The organism is Streptomyces callyspongiae (assembly GCF_047200695.1).
Classification (GTDB): Bacteria; Actinomycetota; Actinomycetes; order Streptomycetales; family Streptomycetaceae; genus Streptomyces.
The window spans coordinates 233981-250259 of the sequence record NZ_JBJZOM010000002.1 but is presented as its reverse complement, the minus strand read 5'-3'; the positions used below and the strand labels follow the sequence as shown (position 1 = coordinate 250259).

Genomic DNA, 16279 nt, shown 5'->3' with positions numbered 1-16279 from the left:
CGACGCGGTTCCCGGGTGTCTTCTGCTCTGCGCCGCCGCTTCCGGGTGGGGGTGCCGACCATCGGTCGGCACCCCCACTCGTTCCGCGTCCCGGTCACCGGAACGAGCTGTCGTTCGGCGGGGCGCGCGTCCCGGGCGCGCGCTCCCTCGGTGTGCCGCAGTGCCTGGATCCTCACCCGCTTGGCCGTACGATGGCGCGGTGCTGGTCAAGTGGATGCGCTGCACCGTCGTCGATCGCCGGGGATTCGAGCGGGGGCAGCGGAAATGGGCAGGGCTTCTCGGCGAGCCGGGTTTTCGCGGCCAGGGCGGCGGCTGGAGCAGGGCCCGTGCCGGTGTCGCCCACCTCTTCGGGTTCTGGGAGAACCGGGCCTTCTACGACTCCTTCATGGCCCGGTCGCACGATCGTCTGCATGCCTCGCAGGTCGGCACCTACAAGGACATGCGGGCCCGGCTCTTCGAGTACCGCTTCGACGTGAAGACCGGCTTCCGGCCCGTCTTCGCCGACGCCGACCTGTTGCGGGTCGCACACTGCCGGGTGCGCCGCGACAGAGTGGAGCACTTCACGCTCATGCAGGAGAAGGTGTGGAATCCGGCGATGGCGGGTTCCCCGGGCATGTTGCGCGGCCTGTTCGCCCAGGCCGATCCGGAGGACGAGTTCCTCACCCTCTCCATGTGGAACTCCGCGGCCGAGCACGGCAAGTACCGCACCGAGCGCGTGGAACGCCTGGCGCTGCGGACGCAGATCGGCGCGGACGTGACCGCGATCGCCGGCGACGTCATCGACCTCGAACCGTCCTGGACGGTGTGAACCGCGCCCGACCCGCGCCACCGGCTTCGCCGATCCGGGGGCGCGGATGCCTCCTTGTGCCCGGCCCGGCGGCGGGACGACAATGCTGACAGAGAGGGTCGGCCCACTCGGCCGCCGGACGGTCCGCGGCGAGGTCCGGGTGCGGCGCACCGCCGGTGGAGCGAGCCGATACGCTGACCACTGCCATGCCCTACGAACCGCCCACACACCGCGTCGAGCGCTCGCTGCGCGCCACGACGGGCGCCAAGGTCGTCGCAGGCGTCGACGAGGTCGGCCGGGGCGCATGGGCCGGTCCGGTCACGGTCTGCGCCGCCGTCACCGGCCTGCGGCGCCCTCCGGAAGGACTGACCGACTCCAAACTGCTCACCCCGCGGCGCCGCACCGAACTCGCTGCCGAACTGGAGTCCTGGACCACGGCCCACAGCCTGGGCCACGCCTCCCCCGAGGAGATCGACCGGCAGGGCATGACCGCCGCACTGCGGATCGCCGCCCTGCGGGCACTGGACGGGCTGCCCGTCCGTCCGGACGCAGTGATCCTCGACGGCAAGCACGACTACCTCGGTCCCCCGTGGCGCGTCCGCACCGTCATCAAGGGGGACCTGTCCTGTGTCGCGGTCGCCGCGGCGTCCGTGCTCGCAAAGGTGCGCAGGGACCTTCTGATGGCAGAACTCGGACGCGAACACCAGGATTTCGCCTTCGCCGACAACGCCGGCTACCCGTCCCCGGTGCATCGGGCCGCGTTGGAGGAGCAGGGGCCCACGCCCCACCACAGGACGTCCTGGGCTTTCATGGACGGACTGCCCCGATGGCGGCACCTCAAGCGTGGCCGGATGGAACCGGCGGAGCAGGTCGGCCTGTTCTGAGAAGGGGCACGCCCCCGCCGCGACCTGCCGTCCCCGGGTTTGATAGACAACACCTCATGCCTCACTCCCCTGAGGAGCCACAGATTCACGAGAGTGCCCCCGGCCGCCGCGGCGGCGCGGGAACCACCCGGACTCCGCAGGCTTCCCGATCCGCAGCTCCGCTTCCCGGCCCACGCCCCTCCCCACGTCCCGCTCCGCCCCGCGCCGACCGGAACGACCGGCCCCGGCGCGGCCGGCCCCACGCCAACCGGGGAGCCGGTTCGGCTCCGTCCCAGCCTCCGGTGCCACCACCGGGCAAGGCTGCCCCCTCCGCGCCTTCCGCCTCCGTGACTGCCGAGATCCGGCTCGTCGCGGCCACCGAGTCCACCGCTGTGGAAGCCGCCGACGCGACGGTGGACCGGCTGCTCGACGACGGCCGGGAGCCAGGAGCCGTGCTGGTCCTCGCCACGGGCGAGGCGCACCCCTGGGCGGAACACGAACTCTCCTTCGGCGAGGATGCCTACTGGCGTCAGCTGAGCGCGGGCGACGACGTGTTCTGCGCCCACGCCACTGCCGTCGCCCGTCTGGACCGCCGGGCGGTCGTCGTCCTCGCCGTCAATGGCGGCACGGACACCGACGTCGCCCGGGCTCTGCCCGCGGCGCTGGAGAAAGCAGCGGACGAGCTCGTGGTCTGCGGGGACCCGCAGCGGCTCGGCCGCCTGCTCTGAACGTCACCCCGCCTCCCCGGTCGGTTCGGGCGAGCGGGGGCGGCGTCCGCTCCGCTCCTCGCCGAGCACCCGCCAACCGGCCGACGTGAGCACGATGTAGGCCCCGCAGCGGAGGCCGTGCAGGGTGCAGGCGTCCCGGAGCCCCCACATCCAGGCACCGTCGACCTCGCACCACTCCGTGCCGCCGCTGCGGCAGAAGAGCAGCGCCGCCGTACGCACCGGTGTACGGCGGCGCAGGTCGTGCGGCACGATCCTCCGGAATCGGTCCAGCAGGTGGTTGCGGAATTCCCAGCCGTCGGGCTGCTCGCTGCTGTGGGCGAACGACGCACTCGCGACGAGTCGTTCGTCCGGTCCGAACACCGCCACCACCGCGGTGTCACGGGTGGGTGTGTGCCGCTCGTGCAGACCTCTGACCACGTCACGCGGGTCGCGCAACAGCGGTATGGCCGCGTCGGCCCACTCGGTGGGTTGCAGGGTGCGGCTCAGACGCGAGGCCGGATCCGTCGACGGCGGCGGAGTGAATCCCGAAATCACGATCCCCCCTCTCTCGGATGCGGCCGCGCCCGGCTCGCGGACACCGACGAGGAGAGACGGCCGTTCCGATTCTCGTCCGCGGACCGGTGCACGGCAATGGGTGGGCCACGGAAGGATCAGCCCTGCACTGCGAGGACCAGCGGGAGCACTCCCGCCGCTCCCGCTCGGCGGAGCATGCGGGCGGTCATCGCGAGTGTCCATCCCGTCTCCGTGAAGTCGTCGACGAGGAGAACCGGGCCCTCGATCTCCGTAAGTGCCGAAGCCAGATCAGGCGGCAGGCACAGGGCCCCGTCCAACGAGCGCAGGCGTTGCGCGCTGTTGCTGCCAGGAGCCTTCCGGCCCGTCTCCGCCTCCTCGGTGTACGCCACCGTCCCCAGCAGCGGCATCCTGCCGATCTCCGCGATGCGGGCTCCCAACGATGCGACCAGCTGAGGCCGTTCGCGGGAGGCCATGACCACCACTCCGCGCGGCCGGGCGAGCGGGCCCTCCGCTCCCGTCCCCCAGCCCTCGGGGCCGCGCGCCCAGTCCGCGAGGACCGTGACCACGGCGTCCAGCACGTCCGACGGAACAGGGCCGTCCTCCGTGCCCGCCGCCAGCAGCGGACGCAGCCGGTTGCCCCAGCCGATGTCCGACAGGCGTCCCAGGGCACGCCCCGGCGCCGCCTGCTCCGCCGACGGTATGCGCCCCTTGAGGTCCATCCCGACGGCGGCCATACCGGTGGGCCACATGCGCCGCGGCTCGACGCGCACGCCCGGCCGCCCCAGTGCCGTGCGGGCCCTCTCCAGGGCCTGTGCCGACACCTCAGGATCGAAGCGGGGCTCGCCGACGCAGTTGTCGCAGCGTCCGCAGGGCGTTGCCTCCGCGTCGTCGAGCTGCCGGCGGAGGAATTCCATGCGGCAGCCGGTCGTCGTGGCGTACGTCCGCATCGCCTGCTGCTCGGCCTCCCGCTGGCGCGCCACCCAGGCGTACCGATCGGTGTCGTAGGCCCAGGGGGCTCCGGTGGCCTCCCAACCGCCCTTGACCCGTCGCACCGCCCCGTCGACGTCCAGCACCTTGAGCATGATCTCGAGGCGGGAGCGCCGGAGGTCGACCAGCGGTTCGAGTGCGGGGAGTGACAGCGGCCGCTCGGCGGCCGCCAGTACCTCGAGCGTCCTGCGCACCTGCTCCTCCGGCGGGAAGGCCAGCGAAGCGAAGTAACGCCAGATGGCCTCGTCCTCCCTGCCGGGGAGGAGCAGCACTTCCGCGTGGCGCACGCCGCGGCCGGCGCGTCCCACCTGCTGGTAGTAGGCGATGGGGGACGACGGAGAGCCGAGGTGGACCACGAAGCCGAGGTCGGGCTTGTCGAAGCCCATGCCGAGGGCGGAGGTGGCGACCAGGGCCTTGACACGGTTGCCGAGCAGGTCCTCCTCCGCCGTCTCGCGGTCGGCGTTCTCGGTGCGCCCGGTGTAGGAGGCCACCGTGTGACCGCACTCGCGCAGGTGCGCGGCGACCTCCTCCGCGGCCGCGACGGTGAGGGTGTAGATGATCCCGGAACCCGGCAGTTCGCCGAGGCGCTCGGAGAGCCATGCCATGCGGTGAGCGGCATCCGGCAGGTGGAGCACGCTCAGGCTCAGGCTCTCCCGGTCGAGCGGGCCGCGCAGCACCAGGGCGGATCCGTCGCCGTCTCCGGCATGCTGCTCACCCGTGCCCAGCTGCTCGGCGACGTCGGCCGTGACACGGGAGTTGGCGGTCGCGGTCGTCGCCAGGACCGGCACGCCGTCGGGCAGTTCGGCGAGCAGCGTGCGCAGTCTCCGGTAGTCGGGCCGGAAATCGTGGCCCCAGTCGGAGATGCAGTGCGCCTCGTCCACCACGAGGAGGCCCGTCGTGGCTGCCAGCCGGGGCAGGACGTGGTCGCGGAAGTCGGGGTTGTTCAGCCGTTCCGGGCTGACCAGGAGGACGTCGACGCCTCCCGCGGCGACTTCCTGCTGGACCGTCTGCCACTCCTCGGGGTTCGCGGAGTTGATGGTCCGCGCACGGATTCCCGCCCGCTCCGCGGCGGCGATCTGGTTGCGCATGAGGGCCAGGAGCGGGGACACGATCACGGTTGCCCCGCCGCCGCGGCGCCTCAGCAGCGCGGTCGCCACGAAGTACACGGCGGACTTGCCCCAGCCGGTGCGCTGCACCACCAGCGCGCGTCGGCGGTGTGCGACGAGTGCCTCGACGGCACGCCACTGATCGTCGCGGAGCCGGGCGCCGCCCCCTTCGTCGCCGACGAGTCTGGCGAGGATCTTGTCGGCGGCCGTCCGCAGGTCCGTGTCGCTCATGGCGTCCATGCAATCCCATGGGACCGGCAGGACGCGAACGCCGCCTGTGGACAACACCCCGCACATGCGACGATCACATGATCGTCGGCGCCTGTGGACAACGCCGAGCAGCGACTGCCCCGGGCAGGGCACAGTCGGCGGCATGACTCAGCACAGCGGGGGATCCGCACCCGACAGTCCGCCCACCGACCCCGTCGCCCAGGTCTCGCTCCGCGGTCCGGCCCAGCTGGCGGACGCACTGCCGTACCTGCTCGGCTTCCAGCCCGACGATTCCGTCGTGGTGGTGGCCGTACACGGAGAGGAGAGCCGCTTCGGGGCGCGTATCCGGCTCGCACTCCCCGAGGAGGCCGGCGACTGGCCCCTCGTCGCCCGCGAACTCGCCCGGTGTCTGCAGGAGGGCTCGGCGGCCCGCGGGGCCCGGCCGGACGGAGCGGTGGTGTACCTGTGCCGGGAGCCCGCAGCCGGGGAGACGGGCCGTGCCGTGGCGGACCGGCTCCGCCCTCTCGCCCAGCTGCTGCGCACCTCGTGCGGCGAGCGGGAGATGGCCGTGTACGAGGCGCTGTGCCTCTCGGACGGCAGGTATTTCTCGTACTGCTGCCCTGACCCGGGGTGCTGTCCGCCCGAGGGAGTGGTCCTGGAGACCGGCGGTACTTCGCCCATGGCTGCCGCTGCCGTGTACGCGGGAGTGCGGGTGCGGGGATCGCTGAAGGAGATGGAGGCGCGGCTCGCTCCCGTGGGTCCTCCGCTGCGCGACGCTCAGGAGCGGGCTCTCGACGAGGCGGCGGCCGAGCTCGTGCCCCGCATGCTGACGCCCTCGGGGCGCACCGCCGTCCGGGCGCGGACCATCGTCATGGCCCGTCGGCTCGTCGGCCGGTTCCGGGCCGCGACTCCGGAGGCGGCCACGTCGGCCTCCGAGGCGGATGCCCACGACGATGCGCTGCTGACGGAGCAGGAGGCGGCGACGCTCATCCTCGGGCTTCAGGACCGTGGCACCCGCGATCAGGCCGCGGAGTGGATGGAGGGCCGTGAGGCGCAAGCCGTACTGCGCCTCTGGCGTGCGCTGGCACGGCGGTGCACCGGTGCCTTCGTTGAGCATGCGCCCGCTCCGCTCTCTCTCGCGGGGTGGGTCGCCTGGTCCACGGGCGATCAGCCTGCCGCCCGGGTGGCCTTCGTCCGGGCGCTGGAGGTGGATCCGGAGTACCTCTTCGCGCAGCTTCTCCACCGTGCCTGCAACGAGGGGTTGGGCCCGGAGCCCCTGCGGCGCTGCATGCGCCAGGAACGTGCTTCGCGCCGGCGCGGCAAGCGGCAACGCTGCCGCCCCCGAGCCGGACGCTCCCGCACCACCGGGCACCGCGACCGCAGGCGCCGGGCAGCCCGGAGGCCCGTACGTCCATGAGGTTGTGCAACGCCTCATTTTCGTCAGGGAGACGACTAAGATCACGGCATGCCCTATGACCCGTCGGCCTTCCCACCCTTCGCAGTCACCGTCGACCTGGTCGTTCTCACGGTCCGACGTCATGCCCTGTGCGCGTTGGCCGTGCGTCGGGGGGAACCCCCGTTCCAGGGCTGCTGGGCGCTGCCGGGCGGATTCGTCCGTGCGGACGAGGATCTCACCGCGGCGGCGGCCCGCGAGCTCAACGAGGAGACGGGGCTCCGGGCCGACGAGCCGGAGGACCGCACCTCCGAGGCGCATCTGGAACAACTCGCGACCTACGGGGCCCCGGGGCGGGATCCGCGCATGCGCGTGGTCAGCGTCGCCCACCTCGTCCTCGCCCCGGACCTGCCTTCGCCGACGCCGGGCGGCGATGCCGACAGCGTGCACTGGGCTCCGGTGGACGCCCTGCTCGGTGGCATTCCACCCGGCGGCGAGGAGGCGTTCGAGCCGTTGGCCTTCGACCACGGCAGGATTCTCGCGGACGGTGTGGAACGGGCCCGCTCGAAGATCGAGTACAGCTCGCTCGCCACCGCCTTCTGCCCACCGGAGTTCACGGTCGGGGAACTGCGGCGGGTCTACGAGGCGGTCTGGGGGGTCGTTCTCGATCCGCGGAACTTCCACCGCAAGGTCACGGGCACCCCCGGCTTCCTGGTGCCGACGGGCGGGACGACGTCCCGTCAGGGCGGCCGTCCCGCACAGTTGTTCCGAGCCGGCGGGGCCACCCTTCTCAACCCCCCGATGCTGCGACCGGACGTCTGAGGCCGACTCCCCGCGTCACTACCGACAAAACGGTCATATCGTCGTTATCTTGCTGGGGTGCGTCCTACAGATGCCCTGCGGAGCAGTGATGATTGAGGCGATCGGGCTCACCAGTCTCCCTTCCCGCGGGATGCGGCCCGCGGTCGACGACCTGACCTTCGAGGCACGTCCGGGGCGGGTCACCGCCCTTCTGGGCCCGCCCGGTGCGGGGAAGTCGACCGTGCTGCGCCTCCTGCTCCAGATCGAGGCCGGCCGTGGCGTGGCGCTCTTCGACGGGCGGCCGCTGCACCGTATGCCCTGCCCGGCGCAAGAGGTCGGAGTCCTGCTCGGGGACGTGCCCGGCCATCCCGCCCGGACGGCCCGCGGGCACCTCAGGATGCTTGCGGCCGCCGTCGGGGTCCCTTCCGAACGGGCCGACGACCTCCTCGAGGTCGTCGGACTGGGCACACTCGCGACGGAGCCCGTCGGCTCCTTCTCCCTCGGCATGGACCGCCGCCTGGGTATGGCGGCGGCACTGCTCGGTGATCCGCACACGCTGGTCCTGGACGAGCCCGCCCAGGGGCTGTCCCCCCGGGACGCCGGATGGCTCCACCGGCTTCTCCGCGGGTTCGCCGCCCAGGGCGGCGCCGTCCTCACCACCCTTCGCGAACCGGGTGAAGCCGTGCGCCTCGCCGACCGCGTCGTCAGCCTTCACGAGGGGCGCCTCCTCGCCGATCAGGACGCTGCGGACTTCGCCCGCACCCGCCTCCGCCCCCGTGTCGCCGTGGCCTCGCCGCACGCCGAGCGTCTTGCCGTGCTGCTGCGGCAGGAGGCGCGTTCGGCTCCCCCCGGCGACAGCTTCAGCCCGCCGGGGAGGTCCGTCGGCTCCGCGGAGCCCGCGGAGCCCGCGGAGCCGATGGAGGTGGTGGCCGAGTCGGGCACGCGCCTCGCCGTCTACGGCAGCACCTGTGCCGCGGTGGGGGAGACCGCCTACCGGAACGGCATCCTGGTCCACCGGCTCGCCGAGGAGACGGGAGCCGGGGAACCTCCGGGGCAAGCGCCCCCCGCGCAGTCCTCGCCGGTACCCGGGCAGAGCTCCGGGAGCCGGACGACCCCTTCCGCAGGGACCGCCCGGAAGGAGCGGGGTCCGCGCCTCCACGCCGTCGGACGGCCCGGACCGGTGGCGCCCGTGCGCTACGAGATCCGTCGCCTGACCGGTGTCCGTACTCCCTGGTGCATCGCGGGCTGCGCACTGGCCCTGGCGCTGGTGGGCAGCATCGGCCTGGCCCTGGTCGGCCCCGACCGGCTGCGCGACGACGCCCTGCTGCGGTCCCTGGCGGGATGGCCCGTGTCGCTCCTGTTCCCCCTGCCACCGGCGGCGGCCGCCGCCGGGCTGCTGGGAGCCCTCGCCTACGGGCAGGAGTTCCGGTACCCGGCCCTGGCCCCCGCGCACACCGCCGTTCCGCGCAAGCTGGGGCTCCTCCTCGCCAAGGGGCTGGTGTCCGCGGCCGTTTCGGTCCTGCTGTGCCTTGCCACCTTCGCTCTGAACGCGGCAACGGTGCTGCTGCTCTTCGGAGCGGACGCGTTCGGCCCGAACCCCGGGGTGCGGGGACCGGCGGAGGCCCTGGCCGGGTGCGCCGTGCTCGCCGTCGGCTGCGGCTGGGCCGGATTGCTCGCGGCGGGTGCGGCGCGGTCCACCTCGGTCGGACTCGCCGCCGTGCTGGCCGTACCCCTCGTGGTCGTCCCGCTCGCGCGGCACCTGTTTCCCGGCGCCGACGGAACCGTGCTCGAAGGGCTCAGCGACCGAGTGGAGCACGCGCTGCTCGCCCCGTGGCCCTCCGGCGCCGACGGATGGGTGCCGGTGGCCGTCCGGCTGGTGTCGCAGCCCGTCGGCCAGGCGCTGGCCATGTCCTTGTGTGTGCTGCTCGCCGCCTACGCGCTTCTCGGGCTCCGCGGCCGGACTCGTTGAGCCCGGGCGTGCTTCGCCGGGGGTGAGCCGTGCTGCTGCCGGTCGCGCGGCCCCCTCCGGAGAGTGGCGCGGGGCGACTCCGGTTCGGCCGAATGATCGAACGCGACACTGGTAAGCCTCTTTCCATCCGACAAGACGTCAATGGGGCGAACAGCAGTGATCACCCTTTCGTGTGCTTTTCACCAAAGCCCTCAAGGCGTCGGTGGAGCCCGCCGACAAAGGGTGCGTGACTACCCTTGCGCACACCACGATGACCTCTGCTCCTCCGGGCGGCTCCGGCCTGGCCGGACCGGGGGAGCCGGACCGCTACGCGTACGCCGAGTCCTCCGGGGCGGCACGCGCCACCACCGCTCCCGTCTGGGAGAAGACCGAGGCCGACATCTCCCGTGTGGGCCGACGCGCCGCCGGAAGCCGCGGGCGGGGACTGCACGGCCAACTCGTTCAGCAGCTGGGCCAGATGATCGTTTCCGGCGATCTCGGGGCGGACCGTCCGCTGGTCCCCGAGGAGATCGGGCAGCGGTTCGAGGTCTCCCGGACCGTCGTCCGGGAGTCGCTCCGCGTGCTGGAGGCCAAGGGGCTCGTGAGTGCCCGGCCGAACGTGGGCACCCGCGTCCGTCCCGTGAGCGACTGGAACCTGCTCGACCCGGACATCATCGAGTGGCGCGCGTTCGGGCCCCAGCGGGAAGACCAGCGGCAGGAACTGAGCGAACTGCGGGCCTCCATCGAACCGCTGGCCGCCCGCCTGGCTGCCGAACGCAGCCGTGAGGAGGTGCACCAGCGGCTCGGGGAGATGGTGGAGATCATGCGCCAGGCCCTCGCGCAGGGCGACTCGCTGACGTTCTCGCGGGCCGACGCCGAGTTCCACGGAGTGCTGCTGCAGTCCGGCGGCAACCGCATGATCGAGCACCTCGCCGGAATCGTGTCCTCCGCGCTGCAGGTCTCCGGGGGGCCTTCCTCCGGCTGCATGCGTCCCGGCGACGGCGTCGTGTCCCACCACCAGCAGGTGGCCGAGGCGGTCACCGCGGGGGACGGTGCCGCGGCGGAGGCGGCGATGCGGCGGCTGCTTGCCGGGCACGCCGATGCGGGACCGGGTTCGGACCACGTCGTTCCCGCACCACGCGAGCACTGAGAGGCCGCCGGGGCCGTTCCACCGTGCAGATGCGGCAGCGTCGCCGGAACCCGGCGGCGCTGCCGCATCTGCACCACGGTTCGGCCGGGGACGGCGACGGGCGCACGATGTGACTCGCGCCACGCACGACGGGCGTAACACTCGCCGCCGCCGCGCGATGAGTCAAGAGGTGGCAGCCGAAACAAGGAAGGGGCCCGCGTCCACGCGTCGGCCCTCCCCGGCTCACCCCGCGCCGTCGGTGCATCCGGCCGACGGTACGCCGTTTCCATCGTTCCGAGAGGTTGTTCGTGTCGGCCAGCACATCCCGTACGCTCCCCGCGGAGATCGCCGAGTCCGAGTCCGTGTTGGCACTCATCGAGCGGGGAAAGGCTGAGGGGCAGATCGCCGGCGATGACGTCCGTCGGGCCTTCGAGGCTGACCAGATCCCGCCGACCCAGTGGAAGAACGTCCTGCGCAGCCTCAACCAGATCCTGGACGAGGAGGGTGTGACACTGATGGTGAGTGCCGCCGAAGCGCCGAAGCGCACCCGCAAGAGCGTGGCGGCCAAGGCGCCCGCCAAGAAGACCGCGACCACATCGGTCCGCAAGGCGGCTTCTCCCAAGAAGGCTGCCAAGACCGCCGCGAAGAAGACGGCCGTCGCTCCGAGCGAGCCCGCCGACACCCCCGAAACCGTGCCGGCGGAACCCGCGGCCGAAGCCGCTCCCGCGAAGAAGGCCGCGGCCAAGAAGACCGCGGCAAAGAAGGCTCCTGCCAAGAAGGCCGCGGCCAAGAAGGCTCCTGCCAAGAAGACGGCCGTGAAGAAGTCGGTCGTCGACGAGTTGCTGGAGGCCCCGGACCCGGAGGTCGAGGAGCCGGCGCCGGTCAAGGCGGCCAAGGGGGTCCCCCAGGACGGCCCGGCGGTCGAGACGAAGAACGAGAACGAGGGCTTCGTGCTGTCCGACGAGGACGAGGACGACGCCCCGGCGCAGCAGGTCGCAGCGGCCGGTGCCACCGCGGACCCGGTCAAGGACTACCTCAAGCAGATCGGCAAGGTGCCGCTCCTGAACGCCGAGCAGGAGGTCGAACTCGCGAAGCGGATCGAGGCCGGCCTCTTCGGCGAGGACAAGCTGGCGTCCGAGGAGAAGATCGCTCCCAAGCTGCGGCGCGAGCTGGAGATCATCGCGGAGGACGGCCGACGCGCCAAGAACCACCTCCTGGAGGCCAACCTCCGCCTGGTCGTCTCGCTCGCGAAGCGCTACACCGGTCGCGGCATGCTGTTCCTGGACCTCATCCAGGAGGGCAATCTCGGCCTGATCCGCGCGGTGGAGAAGTTCGACTACACCAAGGGCTACAAGTTCTCCACCTACGCGACGTGGTGGATCCGCCAGGCCATCACCCGCGCCATGGCCGACCAGGCGCGCACGATCCGCATTCCGGTGCACATGGTGGAGGTCATCAACAAGCTGGCACGCGTCCAACGCCAGATGCTCCAGGACCTCGGCCGCGAACCCACGCCGGAGGAGCTGGCCAAGGAACTCGACATGACGCCCGAGAAGGTCGTCGAGGTCCAGAAGTACGGTCGCGAGCCCATTTCGCTGCACACACCGCTCGGTGAGGACGGCGACAGCGAGTTCGGTGATCTCATCGAGGACTCCGAGGCCGTCGTCCCCGCGGACGCGGTCAGCTTCACCCTTCTGCAGGAACAGCTGCACTCCGTCCTCGACACCCTGAGCGAGCGGGAGGCCGGCGTGGTCTCGATGCGCTTCGGGCTCACGGACGGCCAGCCGAAGACGCTCGACGAGATCGGCAAGGTCTACGGCGTCACCCGTGAGCGGATCCGGCAGATCGAGTCCAAGACGATGTCGAAGCTGCGCCATCCGTCCCGTTCCCAGGTCCTGCGGGACTACCTGGACTGATCCACCGCGCGCTGCCCGGCCCACGGTCCGGCGTCCCCGTCCGCCGGGGGCGCCGGACCGTTGCTGTTGCTCCGGATGCGGACGGTCCGACCACGGTCGACCCTGGGTGGTCATACGCCCCCGACCTCCAGGAGGCCGCGTGCGACACCGCGCCCTGATCGCTCTCATATGCCTGTTCCTGCCGATGTCCTGCGCCGAGGCGGCGGCGTCCTTGCCCCGGAAGGACGGCAGCGTCGTCGGAGGGAGAACGGCGCAGGTGCGGGACCACTCGTGGGCGGTCGCCCTCGCCAGTCGGGAGCGCTTCGGCAGCGCCCGGTCGGGACAGTTCTGCGGGGGTGCGGTGGTGGCGCGGCGTACGGTTCTCACCGCCGCCCACTGCCTCAGCAGCCAAGTGCTGGGGGTGAGTCGGCAACGGGTGACGGATCTGACGGTGATATCCGGCCGTGAGGATCTGACGCGGGGAGAGGGACGGGAGACGTCCGTGGCGCGGGTCTGGATCAATCCTGGCCATGACCCGAGGACGCACACCGGGGACGTCGCCGTGCTGACCCTGGCCGAACCTCTTCCCGGAGGGGCTCTCGTGCCGGCCGGCGCCGGGGACCGCGCCTACGGGCCAGGGACGGAGGCCGAAGTGTACGGCTGGGGGGACACCCGCGGCGACGGGAGTTACGCGAACCGCCTGCACGCCGCGCCGGTGCGGGTGCTCCCGGACGAGGAGTGCGCGAGGGCCTACCCGGGTGACGGTACCGGGGCCTACCGGGCGGCCACGATGCTGTGCGCGGGTCTGCCGGAAGGGGGGAGCGACGCCTGTCAGGGCGACAGCGGCGGGCCGCTGGTCGCCCGGGGACGCCTGGTCGGGCTGGTGTCCTGGGGGACCGGCTGCGGCGAGCGGGGGAGTCCCGGTGTCTACACCCGGATCTCCGCGGTGCTGCCGCTCCTGCGTGCGCACCTGGAGTGACTTCTGCTGCGGTCCCACGAGCGGACGGGCGGCTCCCCGGTGGACCGGGGAACCGCCCGTCGTGTCCGGCCCCGAGGGCCGGGAGAGCTCGTCAGTCGGGTACGTGTCGCCCGAAGCAGGCCGTCAGCGCTCGTTGTCGTCCGCTGTGGCGGGAGTAGCGGTGAGCTTCTCCGTCTCGTCCTGTATCTCCGCGGCGATCTTCTTCAGTTCCGGCTCGAACTTGCGCCCGTGGTGTGCGCAGAACAGCAGCTCTCCGCCACTGATGAGCACCACGCGCAGGTATGCCTGAGCGTTGCAACGGTCGCAGCGGTCGGCGGCCGTCAGCGGGGTCGCGGGGGTCAGAACAGTAGTCACGTCGCCTCTTCTCTAGCTCGACGAGCTGTCGTACCAGGGTCAACATCCAACCAGTCCGGATTCGTTCCCGCTCCGGACTTTCCTGCGGAGAGTTTCTCTCTCCGCGTACGGCCGGACACTGCCGGTTGGCGGCGAATGAGCCGTGGTGCGTCGGTTGCTGAAGGTGCTCGGACGGTGCCGAGGTCGTAGTGGTCGGTGTCGGTGCTGTGGATCGCTCTTCGCGATGCGAACGCTTCGTGTCAGAGGACGTGCCCGGAGCCTAAACGGTTCATGCCTGGAAGGGAACGTGATGTACGCGTCACACGAACGAGTTATCGAACAGGCATGCGAAGCGGCGTTAGCATGGACGCCCTGCACAACGGCTCTGCCTGGCCTCGGTACCCTCTTGCCGGGCATCACCACCACATCAGCAGAATTCAGCGAGGAGCGAACCGCGTGACCGCCGAGACGTCAGCGCCGTCTTCCACCGCCCTGCTCCCAGCAGCGGACCGGGACGGTGGATCCAACTACACCGCGCGGCACCTGCTCGTCCTCGAGGGACTCGAGGCCGTACGCAAGCGTCCGGGTATGTACATCGGCTCCACCGACAGCCGGGGTCTGATGCACTGCCTCTGGGAGATCATCGACAACTCCGTCGACGAGGCACTCGGCGGTCACTGCGACCGCATCGAGGTGATCCTCCACGACGACGGCTCCGTGGAGGTCCGGGACAACGGTCGCGGCATCCCCGTGGACGTCGAGCCCAAGACCAAACTCTCGGGCGTCGAGGTGGTGATGACCAAGCTGCATGCCGGCGGCAAGTTCGGAGGCGGCTCCTACGCGGCCTCCGGCGGCCTGCACGGCGTCGGCGCCTCCGTGGTGAACGCGCTCTCCTCGCGCCTCGACATCGAGGTCGACCGGAACAGCCGCACCCACTCGATCAGTTTCCGCCGTGGAGTGCCCGGAATCTTCACGGAATCGGGTCCGGACGCGCCGTTCGATCCGGCGCCCGGCCTGCTCAAGGGGAAGAAGGTTCCCAAGACACGAACCGGTACCCGCGTGCGGTTCTGGGCGGACCGCCAGATCTTCCTCAAGGACGCCCGCCTCTCCCTGGAGACGCTGCAGGCACGTGCCCGCCAGACGGCCTTCCTCGTACCCGGTCTCACCCTCGTGCTCCGCGACGAGCGCGGACCGGACGGCCAGGAGGCCACCGAGGAGGTCTTCCACTACGACGGCGGCATCAGCGAGTTCTGCGAGTACCTGGCCCAGGACCGCCCCGTCTGCGACGTCCTCCGCCTCCGCGGCGAAGGGAGCTTCAAGGAGACCGTGCCCGTTCTGGACGACCGCGGCCACATGATCCCCACCGAGGTGAAGCGGGATCTCGGCGTCGACATCGCGCTCCGCTGGGGCACGGGGTACGACACCACCGTCAAGTCGTTCGTGAACATCATCGCCACGCCCAAGGGCGGCACCCACGTCTCCGGCTTCGAGCGTTCCGTCACGCGCACCGTGAACGAGGCCCTGCGGAGCGCCAAGCTGCTCCGCGTCGCCGAGGACGACGTCGTCAAGGACGACGCCATGGAGGGGCTCACGGCGGTGGTCACCGTGCGGCTCGCCGAGCCGCAGTTCGAGGGGCAGACCAAGGAGGTGCTGGGCACCTCCGCCGCCTCCCGGATCGTCGGGCAGGTGGTGGCCCAGGAGCTGAAGGCGTTCCTCACCTCCACCAAGCGCGACGCCAAGCAGCAGGCCCGCGCCGTCATGGACAAGATCGTCGCGGCGGCGCGCACCCGGATCGCCGCACGGCAGCACAAGGAGGCGCAGCGCCGCAAGACCGCGCTGGAGTCCTCCTCCCTGCCCGCCAAGCTCGCCGACTGCCGCAGCGACGACGAGGACCGCTCGGAGCTGTTCATCGTCGAGGGCGACTCCGCCCTGGGCACCGCGAAGCTGGCCAGGAACTCCGAATTCCAGGCGCTGCTCCCGATCCGGGGCAAGATCCTCAACGTCCAGAAGTCGTCGGTCTCCGACATGCTCAAGAACGCCGAGTGCGGTGCGATCATCCAGGTCATAGGAGCCGGGTCCGGACGGACCTTCGACATCGACCAGGCACGCTACGGCAAGGTGATCTTCCTTGCGGACGCCGACGTCGACGGCGCACACATCCGCTGCCTCCTGCTGACGCTCTTCCAGCGGTACATGCGCCCCATGGTCGAGCAGGGACGGGTCTTCTCGGCGGTGCCGCCCCTGCACCGCGTCGAGCTGATCAACCCCCGCAAGGGGCAGGAGAAGTACCTGTACACCTACTCCGACAGCGAACTGCGGCAGACCCTGCTGGACCTGGAGCGCCGGAAGGTCCGGTACAAGGACTCCATCCAGCGCTACAAGGGTCTGGGCGAGATGGACGCCGACCAGCTGGCCGAGACCACCATGGACCCGCGTCACCGGACGCTGCGGCGCATCAACATCCAAGACCTCGAGGCCGCCGAGGAGACCTTCAGCCTGCTCATGGGCAACGAGGTCGCGCCGCGGCGGGATTTCATCACCACCTCCGCGGCCACGCTGGACCGGTCCCGCATCGACGTCTGACGGGCGCGGGGCCCGCCCGCGCTG

13 protein-coding genes are annotated in these 16279 nt (G+C 71.4%); 10 read left to right on the top strand and 3 right to left on the bottom strand.

Annotated features, from left to right (window positions below; translation table 11 throughout):
- Positions 1–199: 199 nt before the first annotated feature.
- The 3 genes from ACL06G_RS02820 to ACL06G_RS02810 all read left to right on the top strand — a co-directional run bounded on the left by ACL06G_RS02820 (position 200) and on the right by ACL06G_RS02810 (position 2378).
- Positions 200–808, top strand: coding sequence for a YdbC family protein (locus ACL06G_RS02820; protein WP_412785057.1), 609 nt, complete (start codon positions 200–202; stop codon positions 806–808).
- A 185-nt stretch (positions 809–993) separates the two neighbouring features.
- Positions 994–1671 carry a ribonuclease HII gene (rnhB, locus tag ACL06G_RS02815; RefSeq protein ID WP_412785056.1) on the top strand — a complete coding sequence of 226 codons (678 nt, stop codon included), beginning with the start codon at positions 994–996 and terminating at the stop codon, positions 1669–1671.
- A gap of 326 nt (positions 1672–1997) precedes the next feature.
- Positions 1998–2378 (top strand): hypothetical protein, encoded by a 381-nt coding sequence (locus ACL06G_RS02810; protein ID WP_412835328.1) that lies wholly within the window; start codon positions 1998–2000, stop codon positions 2376–2378.
- 3 nt (positions 2379–2381) lie between these two features.
- Here the strand turns inward: ACL06G_RS02810 and ACL06G_RS02805 are convergent, their stop codons facing one another.
- On the bottom strand, positions 2382–2912 hold the full coding sequence (locus ACL06G_RS02805) for a hypothetical protein (RefSeq protein WP_412785054.1): 531 nt from the start codon (positions 2910–2912) through the stop codon (positions 2382–2384).
- Between the two features lie 116 nt (positions 2913–3028).
- A complete protein-coding gene (locus tag ACL06G_RS02800) occupies positions 3029–5215 on the bottom strand; it encodes a RecQ family ATP-dependent DNA helicase (protein ID WP_412835327.1) in 2187 nt (728 codons plus the stop codon).
- 142 nt (positions 5216–5357) lie between these two features.
- On the opposite strand from ACL06G_RS02800, the gene ACL06G_RS02795 reads away from it, so the two are divergent.
- The 6 genes from ACL06G_RS02795 to ACL06G_RS02770 all read left to right on the top strand — a co-directional run bounded on the left by ACL06G_RS02795 (position 5358) and on the right by ACL06G_RS02770 (position 13339).
- Complete coding sequence (locus tag ACL06G_RS02795; RefSeq protein ID WP_412785052.1) at positions 5358–6611, top strand: DUF4192 domain-containing protein; 1254 nt, start codon at positions 5358–5360, stop codon at positions 6609–6611.
- A 48-nt stretch (positions 6612–6659) separates the two neighbouring features.
- Complete coding sequence (locus ACL06G_RS02790) at positions 6660–7409, top strand: NUDIX hydrolase (RefSeq protein WP_412785051.1); 750 nt, start codon at positions 6660–6662, stop codon at positions 7407–7409.
- Between the two features lie 88 nt (positions 7410–7497).
- A complete protein-coding gene (locus ACL06G_RS02785) occupies positions 7498–9357 on the top strand; it encodes an ABC transporter ATP-binding protein (protein ID WP_412835326.1) in 1860 nt (619 codons plus the stop codon).
- 172 nt (positions 9358–9529) lie between these two features.
- Positions 9530–10486 carry a FadR/GntR family transcriptional regulator gene (locus ACL06G_RS02780; RefSeq protein ID WP_412785049.1) on the top strand — a complete coding sequence of 319 codons (957 nt, stop codon included), beginning with the start codon at positions 9530–9532 and terminating at the stop codon, positions 10484–10486.
- 287 nt (positions 10487–10773) lie between these two features.
- Positions 10774–12381 (top strand): RNA polymerase sigma factor, encoded by a 1608-nt coding sequence (locus tag ACL06G_RS02775; RefSeq protein ID WP_412835325.1) that lies wholly within the window; start codon positions 10774–10776, stop codon positions 12379–12381.
- Between the two features lie 184 nt (positions 12382–12565).
- The gene (locus ACL06G_RS02770; protein ID WP_412835349.1) at positions 12566–13339 is read left to right on the top strand and encodes a S1 family peptidase; all 774 of its coding nucleotides are present in this window, start codon (positions 12566–12568) and stop codon (positions 13337–13339) included.
- Between the two features lie 123 nt (positions 13340–13462).
- Here the strand turns inward: ACL06G_RS02770 and ACL06G_RS02765 are convergent, their stop codons facing one another.
- Positions 13463–13693: a DUF7455 domain-containing protein gene (locus ACL06G_RS02765; RefSeq protein WP_412785047.1), complete on the bottom strand. Its 231-nt coding sequence runs from the start codon at positions 13691–13693 to the stop codon at positions 13463–13465.
- Between the two features lie 435 nt (positions 13694–14128).
- Here ACL06G_RS02765 and ACL06G_RS02760 point away from each other — a divergent pair, with 435 nt between their 5' ends.
- Entirely contained in the window at positions 14129–16255 is a 2127-nt protein-coding gene (locus ACL06G_RS02760; protein ID WP_412785046.1) for a DNA gyrase/topoisomerase IV subunit B, read from the top strand.
- The last annotated feature ends 24 nt before the right edge of the window (positions 16256–16279 follow it).

Coding starts and splice junctions, on each gene's coding strand:
- rnhB (WP_412785056.1), top strand. CDS start 994: ATGCCCTACGAACCGCCCACACACCGCGTCGAGCGCTCGCTGCGCGCC.
- ACL06G_RS02800 (WP_412835327.1), bottom strand. CDS start 5,215: ATGAGCGACACGGACCTGCGGACGGCCGCCGACAAGATCCTCGCCAGA.
- ACL06G_RS02795 (WP_412785052.1), top strand. CDS start 5,358: ATGACTCAGCACAGCGGGGGATCCGCACCCGACAGTCCGCCCACCGAC.
- ACL06G_RS02790 (WP_412785051.1), top strand. CDS start 6,660: ATGCCCTATGACCCGTCGGCCTTCCCACCCTTCGCAGTCACCGTCGAC.
- ACL06G_RS02785 (WP_412835326.1), top strand. CDS start 7,498: ATGATTGAGGCGATCGGGCTCACCAGTCTCCCTTCCCGCGGGATGCGG.
- ACL06G_RS02770 (WP_412835349.1), top strand. CDS start 12,566: ATGTCCTGCGCCGAGGCGGCGGCGTCCTTGCCCCGGAAGGACGGCAGC.